Source organism: Thermococcus sp. LS1 (genome assembly GCF_012027395.1).
GTDB lineage: Archaea > Methanobacteriota_B > Thermococci > Thermococcales > Thermococcaceae > Thermococcus.
On the sequence record NZ_SNUJ01000002.1, the window covers coordinates 179361 to 193799 of the forward strand.

15 protein-coding genes are annotated in these 14439 nt (G+C 50.4%); 9 read left to right on the forward strand and 6 right to left on the reverse strand.

Annotated features, from left to right (window positions below; translation table 11 throughout):
- Nucleotides 1-19: 19 nt before the first annotated feature.
- On the reverse strand, nucleotides 20-1072 hold the full coding sequence (tdh, locus tag E3E26_RS05400; protein ID WP_167900319.1) for an L-threonine 3-dehydrogenase: 1053 nt from the start codon (nucleotides 1070-1072) through the stop codon (nucleotides 20-22).
- A 159-nt stretch (nucleotides 1073-1231) separates the two neighbouring features.
- On the opposite strand from tdh, the gene E3E26_RS05405 reads away from it, so the two are divergent.
- From E3E26_RS05405 to E3E26_RS05415, 3 genes are all read left to right on the forward strand, one after another.
- On the forward strand, nucleotides 1232-1975 hold the full coding sequence (locus E3E26_RS05405; RefSeq protein WP_167900712.1) for a MinD/ParA family protein: 744 nt from the start codon (nucleotides 1232-1234) through the stop codon (nucleotides 1973-1975).
- Nucleotides 1976-1992: 17 nt separating this feature from the next.
- The gene (gene hmgA / locus E3E26_RS05410; RefSeq protein WP_167900320.1) at nucleotides 1993-3219 is read left to right on the forward strand and encodes a hydroxymethylglutaryl-CoA reductase (NADPH); all 1227 of its coding nucleotides are present in this window, start codon (nucleotides 1993-1995) and stop codon (nucleotides 3217-3219) included.
- A gap of 167 nt (nucleotides 3220-3386) precedes the next feature.
- Nucleotides 3387-4070 carry a hypothetical protein gene (locus E3E26_RS05415; RefSeq protein WP_167900321.1) on the forward strand — a complete coding sequence of 228 codons (684 nt, stop codon included), beginning with the start codon at nucleotides 3387-3389 and terminating at the stop codon, nucleotides 4068-4070.
- On the opposite strand, the gene gatE is transcribed toward E3E26_RS05415, so the two are convergent.
- From gatE to E3E26_RS05430, 3 genes are all read right to left on the reverse strand, one after another.
- On the reverse strand, nucleotides 4067-5959 hold the full coding sequence (gene gatE, locus E3E26_RS05420) for a Glu-tRNA(Gln) amidotransferase subunit GatE (RefSeq protein WP_167900322.1): 1893 nt from the start codon (nucleotides 5957-5959) through the stop codon (nucleotides 4067-4069). The two genes, E3E26_RS05415 and gatE, sit on opposite strands and share 4 nt — an antisense overlap.
- Nucleotides 5959-7278: a Glu-tRNA(Gln) amidotransferase subunit GatD gene (gene gatD / locus E3E26_RS05425; protein WP_167900323.1), complete on the reverse strand. Its 1320-nt coding sequence runs from the start codon at nucleotides 7276-7278 to the stop codon at nucleotides 5959-5961. Before gatD ends, gatE begins: the two co-directional genes overlap by 1 nt.
- A gap of 106 nt (nucleotides 7279-7384) precedes the next feature.
- On the reverse strand, nucleotides 7385-7678 hold the full coding sequence (locus tag E3E26_RS05430; protein WP_167900324.1) for a transcriptional regulator: 294 nt from the start codon (nucleotides 7676-7678) through the stop codon (nucleotides 7385-7387).
- A gap of 45 nt (nucleotides 7679-7723) precedes the next feature.
- Between E3E26_RS05430 and E3E26_RS05435 the strand changes: the two genes are divergently transcribed.
- The 5 genes from E3E26_RS05435 to rsmA all read left to right on the forward strand — a co-directional run bounded on the left by E3E26_RS05435 (nucleotide 7724) and on the right by rsmA (nucleotide 11201).
- Nucleotides 7724-8884, forward strand: coding sequence for a tRNA pseudouridine(54/55) synthase Pus10 (locus tag E3E26_RS05435; RefSeq protein WP_167900325.1), 1161 nt, complete (start codon nucleotides 7724-7726; stop codon nucleotides 8882-8884).
- Between the two features lie 147 nt (nucleotides 8885-9031).
- Nucleotides 9032-9328: a 50S ribosomal protein L21e gene (locus E3E26_RS05440; RefSeq protein WP_167900326.1), complete on the forward strand. Its 297-nt coding sequence runs from the start codon at nucleotides 9032-9034 to the stop codon at nucleotides 9326-9328.
- 2 nt (nucleotides 9329-9330) lie between these two features.
- On the forward strand, nucleotides 9331-9693 hold the full coding sequence (locus tag E3E26_RS05445; protein WP_167900713.1) for an RNA polymerase Rpb4 family protein: 363 nt from the start codon (nucleotides 9331-9333) through the stop codon (nucleotides 9691-9693).
- A gap of 69 nt (nucleotides 9694-9762) precedes the next feature.
- A complete protein-coding gene (locus E3E26_RS05450) occupies nucleotides 9763-10383 on the forward strand; it encodes a DUF655 domain-containing protein (RefSeq protein ID WP_167900327.1) in 621 nt (206 codons plus the stop codon).
- Nucleotides 10380-11201, forward strand: coding sequence for a 16S rRNA (adenine(1518)-N(6)/adenine(1519)-N(6))-dimethyltransferase RsmA (gene rsmA / locus E3E26_RS05455; RefSeq protein WP_167900328.1), 822 nt, complete (start codon nucleotides 10380-10382; stop codon nucleotides 11199-11201). The genes E3E26_RS05450 and rsmA overlap by 4 nt, the downstream gene beginning before the upstream one ends.
- 30 nt (nucleotides 11202-11231) lie before the next feature.
- Here the strand turns inward: rsmA and E3E26_RS05460 are convergent, their stop codons facing one another.
- Nucleotides 11232-11786: a ferritin family protein gene (locus E3E26_RS05460; protein WP_167900329.1), complete on the reverse strand. Its 555-nt coding sequence runs from the start codon at nucleotides 11784-11786 to the stop codon at nucleotides 11232-11234.
- 93 nt (nucleotides 11787-11879) lie between these two features.
- Between E3E26_RS05460 and E3E26_RS05465 the strand changes: the two genes are divergently transcribed.
- Nucleotides 11880-13625, forward strand: coding sequence for a radical SAM protein (locus E3E26_RS05465; protein WP_167900330.1), 1746 nt, complete (start codon nucleotides 11880-11882; stop codon nucleotides 13623-13625).
- On the opposite strand, the gene E3E26_RS05470 is transcribed toward E3E26_RS05465, so the two are convergent.
- Nucleotides 13615-14394, reverse strand: coding sequence for a hypothetical protein (locus E3E26_RS05470; RefSeq protein ID WP_167900331.1), 780 nt, complete (start codon nucleotides 14392-14394; stop codon nucleotides 13615-13617). The two genes, E3E26_RS05465 and E3E26_RS05470, sit on opposite strands and share 11 nt — an antisense overlap.
- Nucleotides 14395-14439: the final 45 nt, after the last annotated feature.

Consider the following 14439-nt stretch of genomic DNA (forward strand, 5'->3'; position numbering starts at 1 on the left):
AAAGAAAAAGGAGAAAAACTCACTTCTTGTGGGGGAAGAAGACGACCTTTCCAGTCTTGCCGGCGCGCATGAGCTCAAAAGCCTCCTCAAACTTGTCGAAGCCCTTGTACTTGTGGGTTATTATTGGATCGAGGTTGAGCTTGCCACTCTGGATAAGGCTCGAAACGGTGTACCAGGTCTCCCAGAGGTGCCTTCCGGTTATTCCGTGTACTTCAAGGGCCTTGAAGATTACGAGGTTGTTGATGTCAAAGGTAACCTCTCTCGGGAAGAGGCCGAGCAGCGAGACCCTTCCTCCCGGCGTTACCGCCTGGAGGCCCTGTTCAAGGGCCTTAGGAGCGCCGCTGAACTCGAGGAAGACCTCAACACCGGCTCCATCAGTTATGTCCATAACGAACTTAACTGGATCCTCCTCGAAGGGGTTGACGACGTAGTCCGCACCGACTTTCTTTGCCAGCTCGCGCCTAAACTCGCTCGGCTCGCTGACGATGACAGGATAAGCACCGCTGGCCTCGGCAACGGCTATGCCGAGGAGACCGAGCGGACCGGCGCCAGTGATGAGCGTGCTCCTTCCGGCTATTGGGCCAGCAAGAACCGTATCAACGGCGTTTCCAAGGGGCTCTTGGAGGGTTGCGTACTCGGGAGGCATGTCCTTTGGGTTCTTCCAGGCGTTCTGGGCAGGAACTATCGCGTATTCGGCAAAGACGCCGTCCATGTCAACGCCGAATATCTTTGTGTTCTGGCAGACATGGTAGCGGTTATGCTTGCAGGCATAACATTTTCCACAGACTATGTGAGTCTCAGCTGAAATGTAGTCCCCAACCTGGATTGTATCGACGCCGGGACCAACCTCGATGACCTCTCCGGCGACTTCGTGACCCATTATCTGGGGAGGTTTTATCCTGCTCTGCGCCCATTCGTTCCATTCGTAGATGTGCAGGTCAGTTCCACAGATGCTGGTGGCGAGAACCTTAATGAGAACCTCTCCAGGACCGGGCTTGGGGATGTCAACTTCAACGAGCTCCGCACCGTAGGCGGGCTTCGTCTTAACGATCGCCGGCATCTTTTCGGCCATAGCAACCATCTCCTTAATGTTTACATGCTTATCTAAATGGCGGGGCGATATAAACCTTTTGCGAAGGTGCAATGATGTAAACAATAGTTTTCCTGATGGATTATCGGAAACCTTATATTCTCCTTTGAGTATTTTCCAATGAGTAAAGGGGGTCTAAAGATGGCGCTGATAGTCGTGACCGGGCGAGGAGGTGCGGGAAAAACTACCACTACGGCTAACCTCAGCACTTTCCTGGCCATGAGGGAATACCGTGTTCTTGCCGTTGATGGTGACCTGTACCTGCCTAACCTCGGTTTTCACTTCGCACTTGACACTGTAAAGTACACTCTCCACTCGCTTCTCAAAAATCCCGACCTTGATCCTGAATGGGCCATCTACAAACATCCTCAGACAGGAGTTCACGTGATGCCAGGAAGCACACAGCTTCAGGATGTTCTGGGCATCTCTCCAAAGAGACTGGTGGATATTCTGGATAGAGTCAAGTACAAGTTCGGAGTTGTTTTCGTGGACTCACCCACGGGAATTCCATTTGACACGCTTCCTACCTTTGAACTTGCCAACTACCAGATTATAGTAGTTGAAATAGAGCGCTCTCCAATATACTCTTTCGAGGTAATGGTTAAGAACGAGATAGAAAAGCTGAAAGCCCTCGGTGAGAGATACAATCTCAACATTGGTGTGATACTGAACAAAGTCAGAGAGTCCGAGGACATAGTTGACAAGATTATAGAGGCCGTTGAGGAAGACCTCAATGTTCCAGTTCTTGGATGGATACCCTTTGATAACAAAGTTCCGGAGGCCATCAATGTAGGTGTCCCCATCATTAAGTACTATCCTAACAGTGATGCTGCCATAGCCTTCCGGGAAACCGGGGAAGTCCTCGAAGAATGGATATTCGGCTGATTTCTGGAGGTGTTGGAATGAACATGGAAGAGCTCGTGGAGAAGGTAGCTGGCGGAGAAATAAAGCTCCATCAGGTTGAAAAATATACAAACGGCGACAAGAAGCTCGCCACTGAAATAAGAAGGAAAGCCCTCGAGAAAAAGTTTGGGATAAGCCTCGAGAACATTGGACATTACTCCATAGACCCCAACCAAGTCATTGGAAGGAACATCGAGAACATGATAGGCGTTGTTCAGATACCGATGGGCGTTGCCGGACCGCTCAAAATTAACGGTGAATACGCCAAGGGAGAGTTCTACATTCCGCTCGCAACGACGGAGGGTGCATTAGTCGCTTCAGTCAACCGCGGTTGCTCTGCATTGACGGCGGCCGGCGGTGTCAAGACAACAATCATAGGCGATAAAATGACCCGTGCGCCGCTCCTAAAGTGTCCGGACGCGAGAAGAGCAAGAGAGGTTGCGGAGTGGGTCAAGGCAAACATTGACTATCTCCAGGAAAAGGCTGTCTCTAAAGTTACGCGGCACGGGAAGCTCCGCGACGTTAAGCCCTTCATCGTCGGCAATAACCTCTATCTGAGGTTTGAGTTCGAGACCGGCGACGCCATGGGCATGAACATGGTCACCATCTCAAGCGAGGAGATAATGAAGGTCATCGAGGAGGAGTTTCCGGACGTTAAGTATCTCGCCCTCTCAGGAAACCTCTGCGTTGACAAGAAGCCCAACGCAATGAACTTCATCAATGGAAGGGGCAAGACTGTGATAGCCGAAGCGGTGATCCCGCGCGAGATCGTTGAGAAAAAGCTGAAAACCACTCCGGAGCTCATAGCAGAGGTCAACTACCGCAAGAACCTTGTGGGGTCAGCCCAGGCTGGCTCCTACGGCTTCAACGCCCACTTCGCCAACATTGTGGGCGCGATATTCCTTGCAACGGGCCAGGACGAGGCACAGATTACGGAAGGAGCCCACGGCATAACTCTTGCGGAGGTTACCCCAGAAGGGGACCTCTACATCAGCATAACAATGCCAAGCCTCGAGATAGGAACCGTCGGTGGTGGAACTAGGGTTCCGACCCAGAGGGAAGCCCTGAGCATCATGGGAGTCGCCGGTGGTGGTGATCCACCTGGAACGAACGCCAAGAAGTTCGCAGAGATAATAGCAGGTGCCGTCCTTGCTGGCGAGCTCTCCTTGTTAGCGGCAATAGCGGCGAAGCACCTCGCCAAGGCTCACAAGGAGCTTGGCCGTTGAGCTCCTTTCCATTCTTACTTAACGCTTAAAAATCCTCGAAGAAATGTGTTCTGGGGATGATGACCATTTCCCTCACTCTGAAGAGTGATGAGGAGCCGATGCTCTGACCCAGCTATTCCCACAAAACTATTTTAAAGAATACCTCTCTAATCCATATGGTGTTATGAATGATCAGGGCTAAAACGGAGTTTGATGCCTGTAAAGAAGTTTTTATAAGCTCCACCCCAAAGCTTTTTGAGCTTCTGTTTGAGGACATTCCAATCCGTCATCCAGAGTATGCCACGTTCTTAGCTGATAGGGGAGTTTATATAATTGACTCAAATGGTTACAAGTTGCTCCGTCTTGAATGTCGAGAGGGGAAAAAATTGCTACTTCAAGAGCTCCATGACAGGAACATTGAGCCACAAACTGTGTTGGATACTTACCTCGGTACTCTGTTCGCAGTTTTTGAACAGGCAAATATAAAAGAAAAAACCACACTTGCCTACTACACAGGGAATGAGTTCGTAGAGCCAATTGAAATAAAAGTGATCGGTCATCCCTCGGGATTTATGAAAGGGTCTTTTACCCTCTTTGACGAGTTAATATCAAAGAATTATCGCAGTATACGGCTTGATAAAGTGAAAAAGCCTCCAACGCTAACCTACGACCCCCTCGAAGCATTTGATAACAGAATTTCCAACAGTTCGATACTAATATTTGAAAAAGATACTCTAAGGGAGCTCGCTGTTATGAGCTTCGAGAATTTCCTAAAGGTAAAAGAGATATTCATACACACAACTCATTTCCATATCAATGCAGTTTTCTTTGGCTATCTGAAGTTTAAAATAAGAAAAATGCAGGGGATTTAGGTGGTTACCAAATCCTGAATCTTTTTCTTCACGAGCTGGCTCACGAGCTTTCCGTCGGCCCTTCCGCGGAGCTTCGCCATAGCGCGGCCCATTATCATGCCCATCGCTCCCATACCCTTAGCCTTTATGACTTCGATGTTCTGCTGGATGACTTCGTCTATTATGCGCTCAACTTCCTCCTCGCTGAGTAGCGTCAGGCCCTTTTCTTCAGCAACCTGCTGGGCCGTCTTCTCCGGGTGAAGCGCGAGTTCCTTGAATATCTCCTCGAAGGCCTCCTTGGCTATCTTGCCGTTGAGATAAAGCTCGAAAGTCTCCCTGATGTGCTCGTCGGTGATGTTTTCGATGGGAACCTCCTTCTTGAGACCCTTGAGTACGACGACGAGTATTGATGCAGCGAGGGACGGCTTGACGCCCTTCGCTATGAGCTCTTCGAAGAGCTCGTCGCGTTCGTCGTTCACGAGGGTTTCAGCAAGGCTCTTGTCGATCTTGTACTCCTTCACATAGCGCTCGACCCTCTCCTGTGGGAGCTCTGGCAGGTTGGCAAGTATCTCGTCCTTCAGCTCGTCGGTGATGAGTATTGGAGGTATGTCCGTCTCAGGATACATCCTCGCCTTACCGGGAAGCGGGCGCATGTACTGGGTGTTTCCATCGGGCAAAGCTCTCCTTGTTTCCTCCGGCACGCCGTCTATAGCCTCCTTCGCCCTCTGGAGAACCTCGCGGAGTGCTTTCTTGGCAGTTTCCTCCTCTGCGGCGACGAGGACGAAGGCGTCATCCTCGCCGAGACCGAGTTTTTCGATAACTGCATTAACCTCTAATTCTGTAATTCCATAATTCGGTAACTCATCAATGTGGAAGATGCCCTTCACGTATTTCTTGGCTCTGTCGGCCATCTCCGTTCCGAGCCTCCTGCCGGGCTGAATCTCTTTCCCGATGAGCCCGCGGAACTTGGGGAGCTTAACGGCGAGGACCTTTCCACCCTTCTTTATCGTACGCGCTATTATCTTAGAGCCGGTGTTCTCGAATATCTCAGTGACGTCGTAGAACTCCTCTTTGATGTCCTTGGGCTTGACTCCACGCCTCCTCAACTCATCACGAATTTCGAGGAGCTTGAGCTGCCTTTCGATTTCTCTCTCAATGATGATTGGTATCATGTCAAGCTCCTGGACACCCTTGATCTCTACCCTAGCACCGCCCTTTATCGAAACGTTGAGGTCCTGCCTGATGGTTCCAAGGCCGCGCTTGACTTTCCTCGTCGCCCTCAGAGCGTCGCCTATGTATTTGGCGACTACCTTTGCCTGCTCCGGGTGGTGTATGTCCGGAGTCGTGCTTATTTCAACGAGAGGAATACCTAGCCTGTCGAGACGGTAGATTACTTCCTTGTCTTTCCTTTCCACTATTCTACAGGCATCCTCCTCAAGGCAGACTGTCGGAATTCCAACGCTTCCCCAGGGCGTGTCAACTTTTCCGTTCATGGCTATTATCGCTGTCCTCTGGAAGCCGGAGACGTTGGAGCCGTCTATGACGATTTTACGCATGAAGTGAACCTCGTCAACGGGAGTGGCGTTAAGGAGGTATGAAATCTGGAGGGCGACCTTGAGGGCTTCTTCGTCCGGCATATGTGGTGGTTCTTCGTCAATGTAAACGAGGTCTGCCAGCTCGTAACTGCCCTCGTAGATGTAAGTCCTCCCTTTCTTGAACTCCTCTAGAGCGGCCGGATCAATCTCTCCGAGCTCGCTTATAGTTGGCCTTAAACGGCGCTGGAAGGTGAACTCCACCTCGTCGCTCAGCTCGCTCGGAACGGGTGAGAATAACTTCTTGGTGTCGAGCTGTCTGTGGATTTCAAGACCGACTTTAAGACCGAGCTTCTCGTAATCGTACGCCATTGTCATCACCTCAGGAACGTGTCAAACCTTGTGTAGGGCGTTATTTCGCCTGCGTAGTTCGTGAGCATCATCTCCCTGACTTCTTTTGGATCATCAGTGTGGCCGAGCACCCACATGAGCTTGACGTAAGCCGTCTCTGGAAGCATATCTTCGCACGGAATAACGCCCGCCTTGAGGAGCCTTCTTCCAGTGGAGTAAACGTTGAGATTCACCCTGCCGTAGAGGCACTGACTCGTCATGCAGACGGCAACGCCTTCCTCAGTAGCGCGTTGTATTGAGTCTATGACATAGGTCGGCACGTGGCCGAGACCGGTTCCCTCTATGACTATGCCTTTGTAGCCCTTGTCCACGAAGAAGTCTATTATCTCGGTGCTCATTCCGGGGAAGGCCTTTACCAGAGCGACCTTCTCCTCCATCTCGTCGTCGACCCAGACCTCGCTTTCAGTCCTTCTGCGGTAGTCCTTTCTGAGGAACTCGACCTCACCGCCCGGCCATATTCTGGCTATCGGTATATCGTTTATGCTCCTGAAGGCGTCCCTCCTGCTAGTGTGCATCTTCCTGACCTTGGTTCCCCTGTGAGCGAGGCAGTATGTGTCGCTAGTCTCTCCATGCATTACAACGGCGACCTCGCCGAAATCAGCTGTTGCCATTCTGACGGAGCATATGAGGTTCATCGCCGCGTCGCTGCTCGGCCTGTCCGAGCTTCTTTGGGCGCCGACGAGTATGACCGGCTTGCCTAAATCCCTGAGCATGAAGCTCAAAGCCGATGCGGTGTAGGCCATCGTATCCGTTCCGTGGGCTATGATGACGCCGTCCTCGCCGTTGTTCAGCATGCCCGCAACTTCGTGGGCTATCCTGACCCAGTACGCAGGACGCATGTCCTCACTGAGAATGTTCATGAGGAGCTTCGGCGTTATGTTGGCTATTTCAAAAATCTCCGGAACCGCTTTGGCAAGTTCCTCCGCAGTGAAAGCCGGGTGGACGGCGCCGGTCTTGTAGTCTATCCTGCTCGCTATGGTCCCGCCCGTTCCGAGGATAGCAACGTTTGGAAGCTCCGGTCTCTTCGGAAACACTTCCTCGAACTCTACTTCTTCCCTTGGCTTAGCCTTCTCGATGATTTCAACTGAAACTATCTGGTCAACGAGGATTCCAATGTTGTATCCATTGTCAAGCTTGAGCGTAAGCGTCTCGCCGGTGGAGAGCTCGTAGGGGTTCATGACTATTCCTTCATATATGCTCTCGTTTCCGTTCTCCTTTTCGATTATTCTGACGTAATCTCCAACATTGAGGCCCTTCTCCTGCATAAACCGCTCAACTTTGCGCATAGCCTTTCCCTCCGCCCTATACTGGTGGAAGGTTAATATAAACCTTCGGGCTGAACGAATGACAATAATCTCCCAAAAATTGGTATAAATCCTGTCATAATGACAATCACTTAGGTGTTATCTTAAATCTCGGCTCCTCTATCCACTCTGACTTGCACCTCGGACAGCGGGAGGGTATGTTTATCTCCGGCCTGAAGATGAAGCCGCACTTTCTGCACTCGGCGGGCTTTATTAGAAGCACCTTTCCCTCATGCTTGAGGGTCTTTTGTATGGCCTTCAGGTCTTCGAGGATTACCTTCTTCGCCCCTCTGCCGCGGAGTTCTAATGCTACTGCCAGCTCACCCGGTGAGTAATCGCGCTCCTCCAAAAGCTTTATTATGCGCTGCCTACGAGTCATCATCGCGAGATTGTCGAAAAGGTGAGATATAAAGCTTAGGGTGGGAACATGATAGTCGAGAAGGCCGAAAAGGTTCTTGAAGCACATAGCCTCTGCGACCACTGCCTCGGCAGGCTCTTTGCCCGGCTTGGAAGAGGTACTAACGAGGAACGCGGGAAGGCAATAAGGTTCGTCGTTAACATGGAGCGCTCCGCGAAAGGATTAGAGCCAATAGAAGAGGCTACGAAGTGTGAGCTCTGCAGGAACGTTTTTGAGAGGATTCCCGAACTCGTTGAACTCATGGAAAATGTGAGCGAAGGGATAGAGTTCGACACTTTTTTAGTCGGTTCCCGCTTCTCCGAGGAGATAAAGGAGATAGAAAAAGTCCTCTGGGAAGAGTTCGGTATAGACACTGGCGAGCCCATAAACAGAGAATTCAACCGCGAGCTTGGCAAGGCTTTTGGCCTCGCAACTGGAAAGGATACTTCAAAAACTCCTGATGTTGTTTTCATAGTCGAGCCATATTCGGGGAAGATCGAACTTCAGATAAATCCCCTCTACATTTATGGCCGCTATAGAAAGCTTGTTAGGGGTATTCCGCAGACGCCCCTCCCGGAATTCGAGGAGAGCGTTGCGTCTATAATCTGCCGTCCATTCTCTAGGGCCGCGAGAGGAAAGTGCGTCTTTAAGGGCGCCGGCAGGGAGGATGTTGACGTTAGGATGCTCGGCAATGGCAGGCCCTTCATCCTCGAGATAAAAGGTCCAAAGAAAAGGAAGCTCGATCTCGAGGCTATAGCAAAGGAGATAAACGCGAACGGAAAGGTAGAGGTTCTTGACCTTCGTTTTGTGACCGCTAAGGAGGCTGAGGAAGTTCTCACAAAGAACCACCGGAAGGAATACCTCGCCCTGGTTCTCGTCGAAGATGGTGTAACTCCTGAGGAAGCCGAGAAAGTGGCGAGAGAGCTTAGAGGGCTTGAGATACACCAAAGAACACCTTGGCGCGTGAGGAAGGCAAGAGCCGACAAAGTAAGGGTCAAGAGAGTTCACGAAGCGAAGGCAAGATGGATAGACGAGAAGCACTTTGAGCTGAGGTTAATCACCGATGGCGGCCTTTACATCAAGGAGCTCATCTCGGGTGATAAAGGAAGAACCAGGCCTTCCGTCAGCGACCTCCTCGGGAAGCCATCTTGGTGCGAAAGGTTGGATGTTCTGAACATCCTCGATGAGTGAAAACTTTATAAACGCTTTTCGCCGATTGGGTAACGAAGCCATAACAGGCTTAGTCTATACGCCGAAAAGGTTTGAAAGTCTGAAAAAGCCCTAATGGATGTCTGTATGCCCTTTGCGGGATGGGTAAAAATCTGTGAGGTGATTGGTATGGTTCAGAAGTCCCACAGCTTTAGGAGGAAGACCAGGGGGAAGCTCAGCAAGAAGCCGAGGAGGAGAGGTCTCCCGCCGCTCACCAGGTTCCTCCAGGAGTTTGAGGTCGGGCAGAAGGTTCACATCGTCATCGAGCCGAGCTACCACAAGGGCATGCCCGACCCGAGGTTCCACGGAAGGACCGGAACCGTTGTCGGCAAGCGTGGCGACGCCTACGTCGTCCAGATTAGGGACGGCGGCAAGATAAAGACCTTCTTCATCCACCCGGTCCACCTCAGGGCTCAGAAGGGATGAGCATGATAGGAAGGAAAAAGCTCGAGGAGCGTTATCTTACCATAGCGGAGACCAAAGAGCTCCTCGAGAGGCGTAAGGCCGAGGGTATGGAGGAGAACCCGGAGGAGCCAATGTTCTACGAGGCCAGGGTTAGCCTGGAACATGCCGAGCGCTTTGCCAAGCTCAAGCCTGAGCAGGCCGTTGAGCTAAAGGAGAAGCTCATAGGCCTCTTCGAGTGGCTCGACGAGAGGCTGGCAGCTAAGCTCGTTGACCTCATGCCAGAAGACTACTTCGACATCCGTGTTATCTTTACCAAGGAAGACTACATGCCTACCCGGGAAGAGGCTGAGGAGATAATAAAGCTCCTCGACGACTACAGGGAGTGACTCCTTTCTTTCCCTTTTCTCGACAAAGTATAAAAACTCCTGATGGGTATAATTTCTGGGGGAGAGAAAATGGATAGGTACCGGAGACATTCTTACAGGGAGAGCCTCGAAAAGAAGAGGCGGAATGTTGAGTATGAGGAATACGCCTACGTGCTGGACTATCTGCCGGAAGGATACACTGATCTGAAGACCGGTAGGAGGACTGGAAAGCCTGTAGCGCAGGTAATAGGTGAAAAGGCATTCACGCTTCTCGAGGTGGCTCCAAAGGAGGATCTGATGCTGTACGAGAGGGTATTCATAGGCAAGGGGCAGAGGGATAAGATTCTCATGATTAACAAGAAGATCCATTACGATGATCTCACTGCTACCGCTAAGGCCGAACTCCCCTACGTTGTGGAAGAGATAGTCAAGAACAATGAAGAGCGCTTTGTCCAGTTCTTCAACGTCGCCCCGCCGATAACCAACAGGCTCCACAGCCTCGAGCTTCTTCCGGGAATAGGTAAGAAGCACATGTGGGAAATCATAGAGGAGCGCAAGAGGGAGCCTTTCAAGAGCTTTGAGGATCTGAGGCACAGAGTTAAGGGTCTTCCCGATCCAGCAAAGATGATAGCCAAGCGCGTTGTTGATGAGCTTGAAGGGAAGGATCGCTACAGGCTCTTCGTTGGTTCCAGGAGGATATTCAGGGTATGAGGGAGCGCCTCTTTTCTCTCATTTCTAAATACGGATTAAGGGCAAACTCTGACCTTGGACAGAACTTTCTGATAGTGGACGACATCATCGAGAGAAATGTTGAGAGGGCTGAACTTAGCGGGAGAGATGTCGTTCTTGAAATCGGCCCTGGACTTGGCGTTCTCACGGATGCACTCAGCAAGCGTGCCGGAAAGGTTTATGCCATAGAGAAGGACTCACGTCTTGTTGAGATACTACGAAAGGAGTACGACTGGCCCAACGTCGAGATAATAGAGGGAGACGCTCTAAAGGTCGATTTTCCGAAGTTCAACAAGATAGTCTCAAACCTGCCCTATCAAATTTCCTCCCCGATAACCTTCAGGTTCCTTAGATACGGATTCGAGAGGGCTGTTCTCATCTACCAGCTTGAGTTCGCACAGAGAATGGTGGCAAGGCCGGGCGACAGGAACTATTCCCGCCTCTCACTGATGGTCCAGGCCAAGGCCTACGTTGAACTCGTCGAGAGGATTGGAAGAGGTGCGTTCTATCCCCGGCCAAAGGTTGACTCTGCAGTCGTTGTCCTTGAACCCAAGCCGAAAAGTGAGGCCATAGAACTGAACGAGGATCTCGTTAGGGCTCTCTTTCAGCACAGGAGGAGCACGGTTGCTGCCGCATTGAAGAAATCCCACCACATGCTCGGTCTCAGCAAGGCTGAGTTCAAGAATGTTAAAGATGTGATCTCCTTGGCACCTTATGCAGAAAAAAGAGTCTTTCAGCTCTCTCCTGAGGAGGTTAAGGAAATAGAAGCATACCTAAAGGTTAACAACATCATCAGGTAAAAATTAAGGCGGAAAAGGTACAGAATTATCTCATTCTTCTTCCTCTTCGGGGTAATCTCCGAAGAGTGTCACATAGAGCCTTCTCAACTTTTCGTAGTGTCCATTCTCAATCTCCGCCAGCCAAATGAGAGTTGCTCTTGCTTTTTCATCGGAAGTGTGATCCGCCAGGTAGCTATAAACGTCGTGTGCAATTTTCTCGGTACCCATTAGGTACTCGAGAATATCCCGGAGGTTTCCCTTAAACACCATCTCCCTAAGACGATCTTCAGACAGCTCAACCTCTAGGGCGGGGGCATTAACCTTAACAACTTCCTCGCCTGGATACATAGTACGGTACAGTTTTAGCAGTGTTTCGGCGTGTCCCAGGCAGTCTTTATACATACTGAAGAAAAGCTTTGGAACCCGCTCGTCCCAGTTGACCTCTTTGCTCATTGTGTAGAGCTTGTAGTACATTTCAGCCTCCTTCACTTCCTGATCTATCCAATGAGCCATGAGCTCCTTGGTATTGAGCTGGGAAAGTGCTTCGAGAATTCTTTTAAATTTGGCTTTTTCTCTTTCTTTCGTTTTGTAAAGGGGACTGGTCATAGTTACCCTCCCATATATACTAGGAAGCAAACCGTTTATACTTTTCGATTTGATATCGATTGATTTTTAAGAGGCGCAATCGACTCATCCACCATGATAGTTGCTATCATCGATGGCTATACCGATGAGCCGGCTGGATTGGGTGTTCCCCCGTACCTTGGTATATACCCGCGCTACGCCTATGGTGCCATTAAAAAGGCACGTAAAGACGTTAGCGTGTTCTATTTAACCATAGATGACCTTCGGGCAACATTTGAGGGCGAAAAGGGAGTTGCCACTAAAAACAAGACCCCAAATTTCCCAAAGGCGAGAGAGATACTCGAAAGGGCTGGCGTTATAATCTACATCGGGGGTCTCCACACTCCGGGTAAGTATCTCTCAGCTGTCCCATCTCAGGTTGAAGAGGTTGCCCGGTTCCTAAAGCCCTTTAAAGGAGTTAAAATACTCGGCGGGCCAGCTTTCATGGGTTCTGCCCACCAGGGTGGGATAAAGATAACCTCGCGGGAGCTGATGTTGGCTCAGGCGGTCTTTGACCACATTGTTTACGGTGACTTGGAGGCTTTTCTCTATGATTTCTTCAGGAACCCCAGAGAAGCCGACCCTTTCAGGTTTCGAACCTATGACGAGCTTCGCGATTACGCCCTCCTGGGTGCAGAGGTCGTAACGCAATTTCCCGACTTTCCAGATTTCGTCATAGTTGAGATTGAGACCCAGCGTGGCTGTCCAAAGGCTATGGGCATAGGCGGCTGCTCCTTCTGCACGGAGCCTGTGAGATATAGAAAGGTTGAGGACAGACCCATTAAGGATATTGTGAGGGAAGTTGAAGTTCTCTATAACCTTGGCGTGAGGCACTTCCGCGTTGGCAGGCAGAGCTGCATCTTCTCCTATATGGCAAAGCCGAACGGTCGCGTTCCAATACCCAACCCCCAAGCCATTGAAAAACTCTTCCGAGGAATCCGCTTAGTCGCTCCCGACCTAAAAACCCTCCACGTGGACAACGCGAATCCTGCTGTTATAGCCAACTATCCGGAGGAGAGCAGGAGGATAGCGAAGGCGCTCATCGAGTATGGTACTCCTGGAAACGTCGTGGCCTTCGGACTTGAGAGTGCTGACCCAAAGGTGGCCAAACTCAACAACCTGAACGCCACCGCTGAGGAAACCTACGAGGCGGTTAAGTTGCTCAATGAAGTTGGGGGAAAGAGGGGCTACAATGGAATGCCATGGCTCCTCCCAGGGATAAACGTACTCTTTGGTCTTCCGGGAGAGACAAAGAAGAGCTACGAGCTGACTTTCCAGTTTCTCAAAAAGCTCCTCGACGATGGTCTGATGGTCAGGCGCATAAACATACGTCAGGTGGTTGTCTTCCCCGGAACTCCTCTCTGGCATATGAGAAATAGAGTAAAGACCGAGAAGCACAAGAAGCTCATCCAGCACTACAAGTACAAGATAAGGCATGAAATCGATCTTCCGATGCTTAAGAGGGTCGTGCCCGTTGGAACGGTTCTCAGGGACGTTAGGGCTGAGGTTTACGACAACGGCCTTACGTACGGCAGACAGATAGGGAGCTATCCACTGATAGTTGGCATTCCTAAAGAAGTCGAGCTCAACAGGTTTTACGATGTTTTAATAGTAGATCACGGCTTTAGAAGCATAACAGGCATCCCGGTGCCCATAAATGTGAACCGGGAGAGCCCCAAGGTTCTTCAGTACATTCCTGGTATAGGTAAGAAGAGAGTTGTGAAGATTCTGTCCAGGAGACCTTTCAGAGATGAAAAGGAATTCTTTAATGTGGTTGGGGATGAGGGAAAAAGAATACTGAAAGATTTAATCAACCTGTAGTGTCTCCTTCTTTTGGCCATGAGAAGCCTATGATGTTCTCGATAAGCACAACCTCAGCCCTCAAAGTTTCGTCGGTGACACCCTCTATTACCAGCACTCCTTTGCGGGGGGTAAATATCCTGTTTTCCGTTGCTCCCTCCGCCGGACCTATCAGAAGCACGACAAGGTGGCCTGGATTCCCTATCTTGCCGCGACCGATATCGATCTTAGTCCAGAAGTTCAGGTAAGTCTTTCTGTATCTCAGCCACGTCTGGTTGAAAGCGTACTGTTTGGCGGTTACGTTGTCGTAGCCCATTTCGAGGCCCTTAATGTAGTAGTTTGTTGTGAAGATGTTGGACACCACTCCGGATATCTCGGAGACTGTGAGTGTTCTGTATCTGCAGTCCCCGACATACAGCTGGGGGTTATCTTTACAGTTATCTACGGAGGGGTCGCCGATGACTATCGTGAAGTACTCATAAAAGCCTCTGATGGTTATATTCAGGTCAACTTCAGGGCTGCCTGTAATGTAGCTCTCCACGGTAATGTTGAATATCTTGGAGCCCGCTGGGGGGGCAGTTCCCTGCTCGATGAGCTTCTGGTACTGCTCAGCGGTGAGGGCGTAGAACTGAGCAGAGGGCGTGTATATTACAACGTATTGGGTGGATGCTTTGGGTGGCTTTGGGCTGATGACGTTGTTGAAGTTATGATACGAGTACATTACATAGCTGATTGGAGCAATGACTATAAGGAGAACTACAAGAACGACTGCGAGCCTCTTTTGATTCAAGGCTAAAACCCCCAGAAGAGAGAATTAAAAGAGAAGGAAAGGCCT

Bases quoted from the DNA above. Each gene is read 5' to 3' on its own strand.
- E3E26_RS05450 (WP_167900327.1), top strand. From the start codon at position 9,763: ATGGATAGGTACCGGAGACATTCTTACAGGGAGAGCCTCGAAAAGAAG.
- gatE (WP_167900322.1), bottom strand. From the start codon at position 5,959: ATGACAATGGCGTACGATTACGAGAAGCTCGGTCTTAAAGTCGGTCTT.
- tdh (WP_167900319.1), bottom strand. From the start codon at position 1,072: ATGGCCGAAAAGATGCCGGCGATCGTTAAGACGAAGCCCGCCTACGGT.
- rsmA (WP_167900328.1), top strand. From the start codon at position 10,380: ATGAGGGAGCGCCTCTTTTCTCTCATTTCTAAATACGGATTAAGGGCA.
- hmgA (WP_167900320.1), top strand. From the start codon at position 1,993: ATGAACATGGAAGAGCTCGTGGAGAAGGTAGCTGGCGGAGAAATAAAG.
- E3E26_RS05405 (WP_167900712.1), top strand. From the start codon at position 1,232: ATGGCGCTGATAGTCGTGACCGGGCGAGGAGGTGCGGGAAAAACTACC.
- E3E26_RS05460 (WP_167900329.1), bottom strand. From the start codon at position 11,786: ATGACCAGTCCCCTTTACAAAACGAAAGAAAGAGAAAAAGCCAAATTT.
- E3E26_RS05415 (WP_167900321.1), top strand. From the start codon at position 3,387: ATGATCAGGGCTAAAACGGAGTTTGATGCCTGTAAAGAAGTTTTTATA.
- E3E26_RS05465 (WP_167900330.1), top strand. From the start codon at position 11,880: ATGATAGTTGCTATCATCGATGGCTATACCGATGAGCCGGCTGGATTG.
- gatD (WP_167900323.1), bottom strand. From the start codon at position 7,278: ATGCGCAAAGTTGAGCGGTTTATGCAGGAGAAGGGCCTCAATGTTGGA.
- E3E26_RS05440 (WP_167900326.1), top strand. From the start codon at position 9,032: ATGGTTCAGAAGTCCCACAGCTTTAGGAGGAAGACCAGGGGGAAGCTC.
- E3E26_RS05435 (WP_167900325.1), top strand. From the start codon at position 7,724: ATGATAGTCGAGAAGGCCGAAAAGGTTCTTGAAGCACATAGCCTCTGC.
- E3E26_RS05445 (WP_167900713.1), top strand. From the start codon at position 9,331: ATGATAGGAAGGAAAAAGCTCGAGGAGCGTTATCTTACCATAGCGGAG.
- E3E26_RS05430 (WP_167900324.1), bottom strand. From the start codon at position 7,678: ATGATGACTCGTAGGCAGCGCATAATAAAGCTTTTGGAGGAGCGCGAT.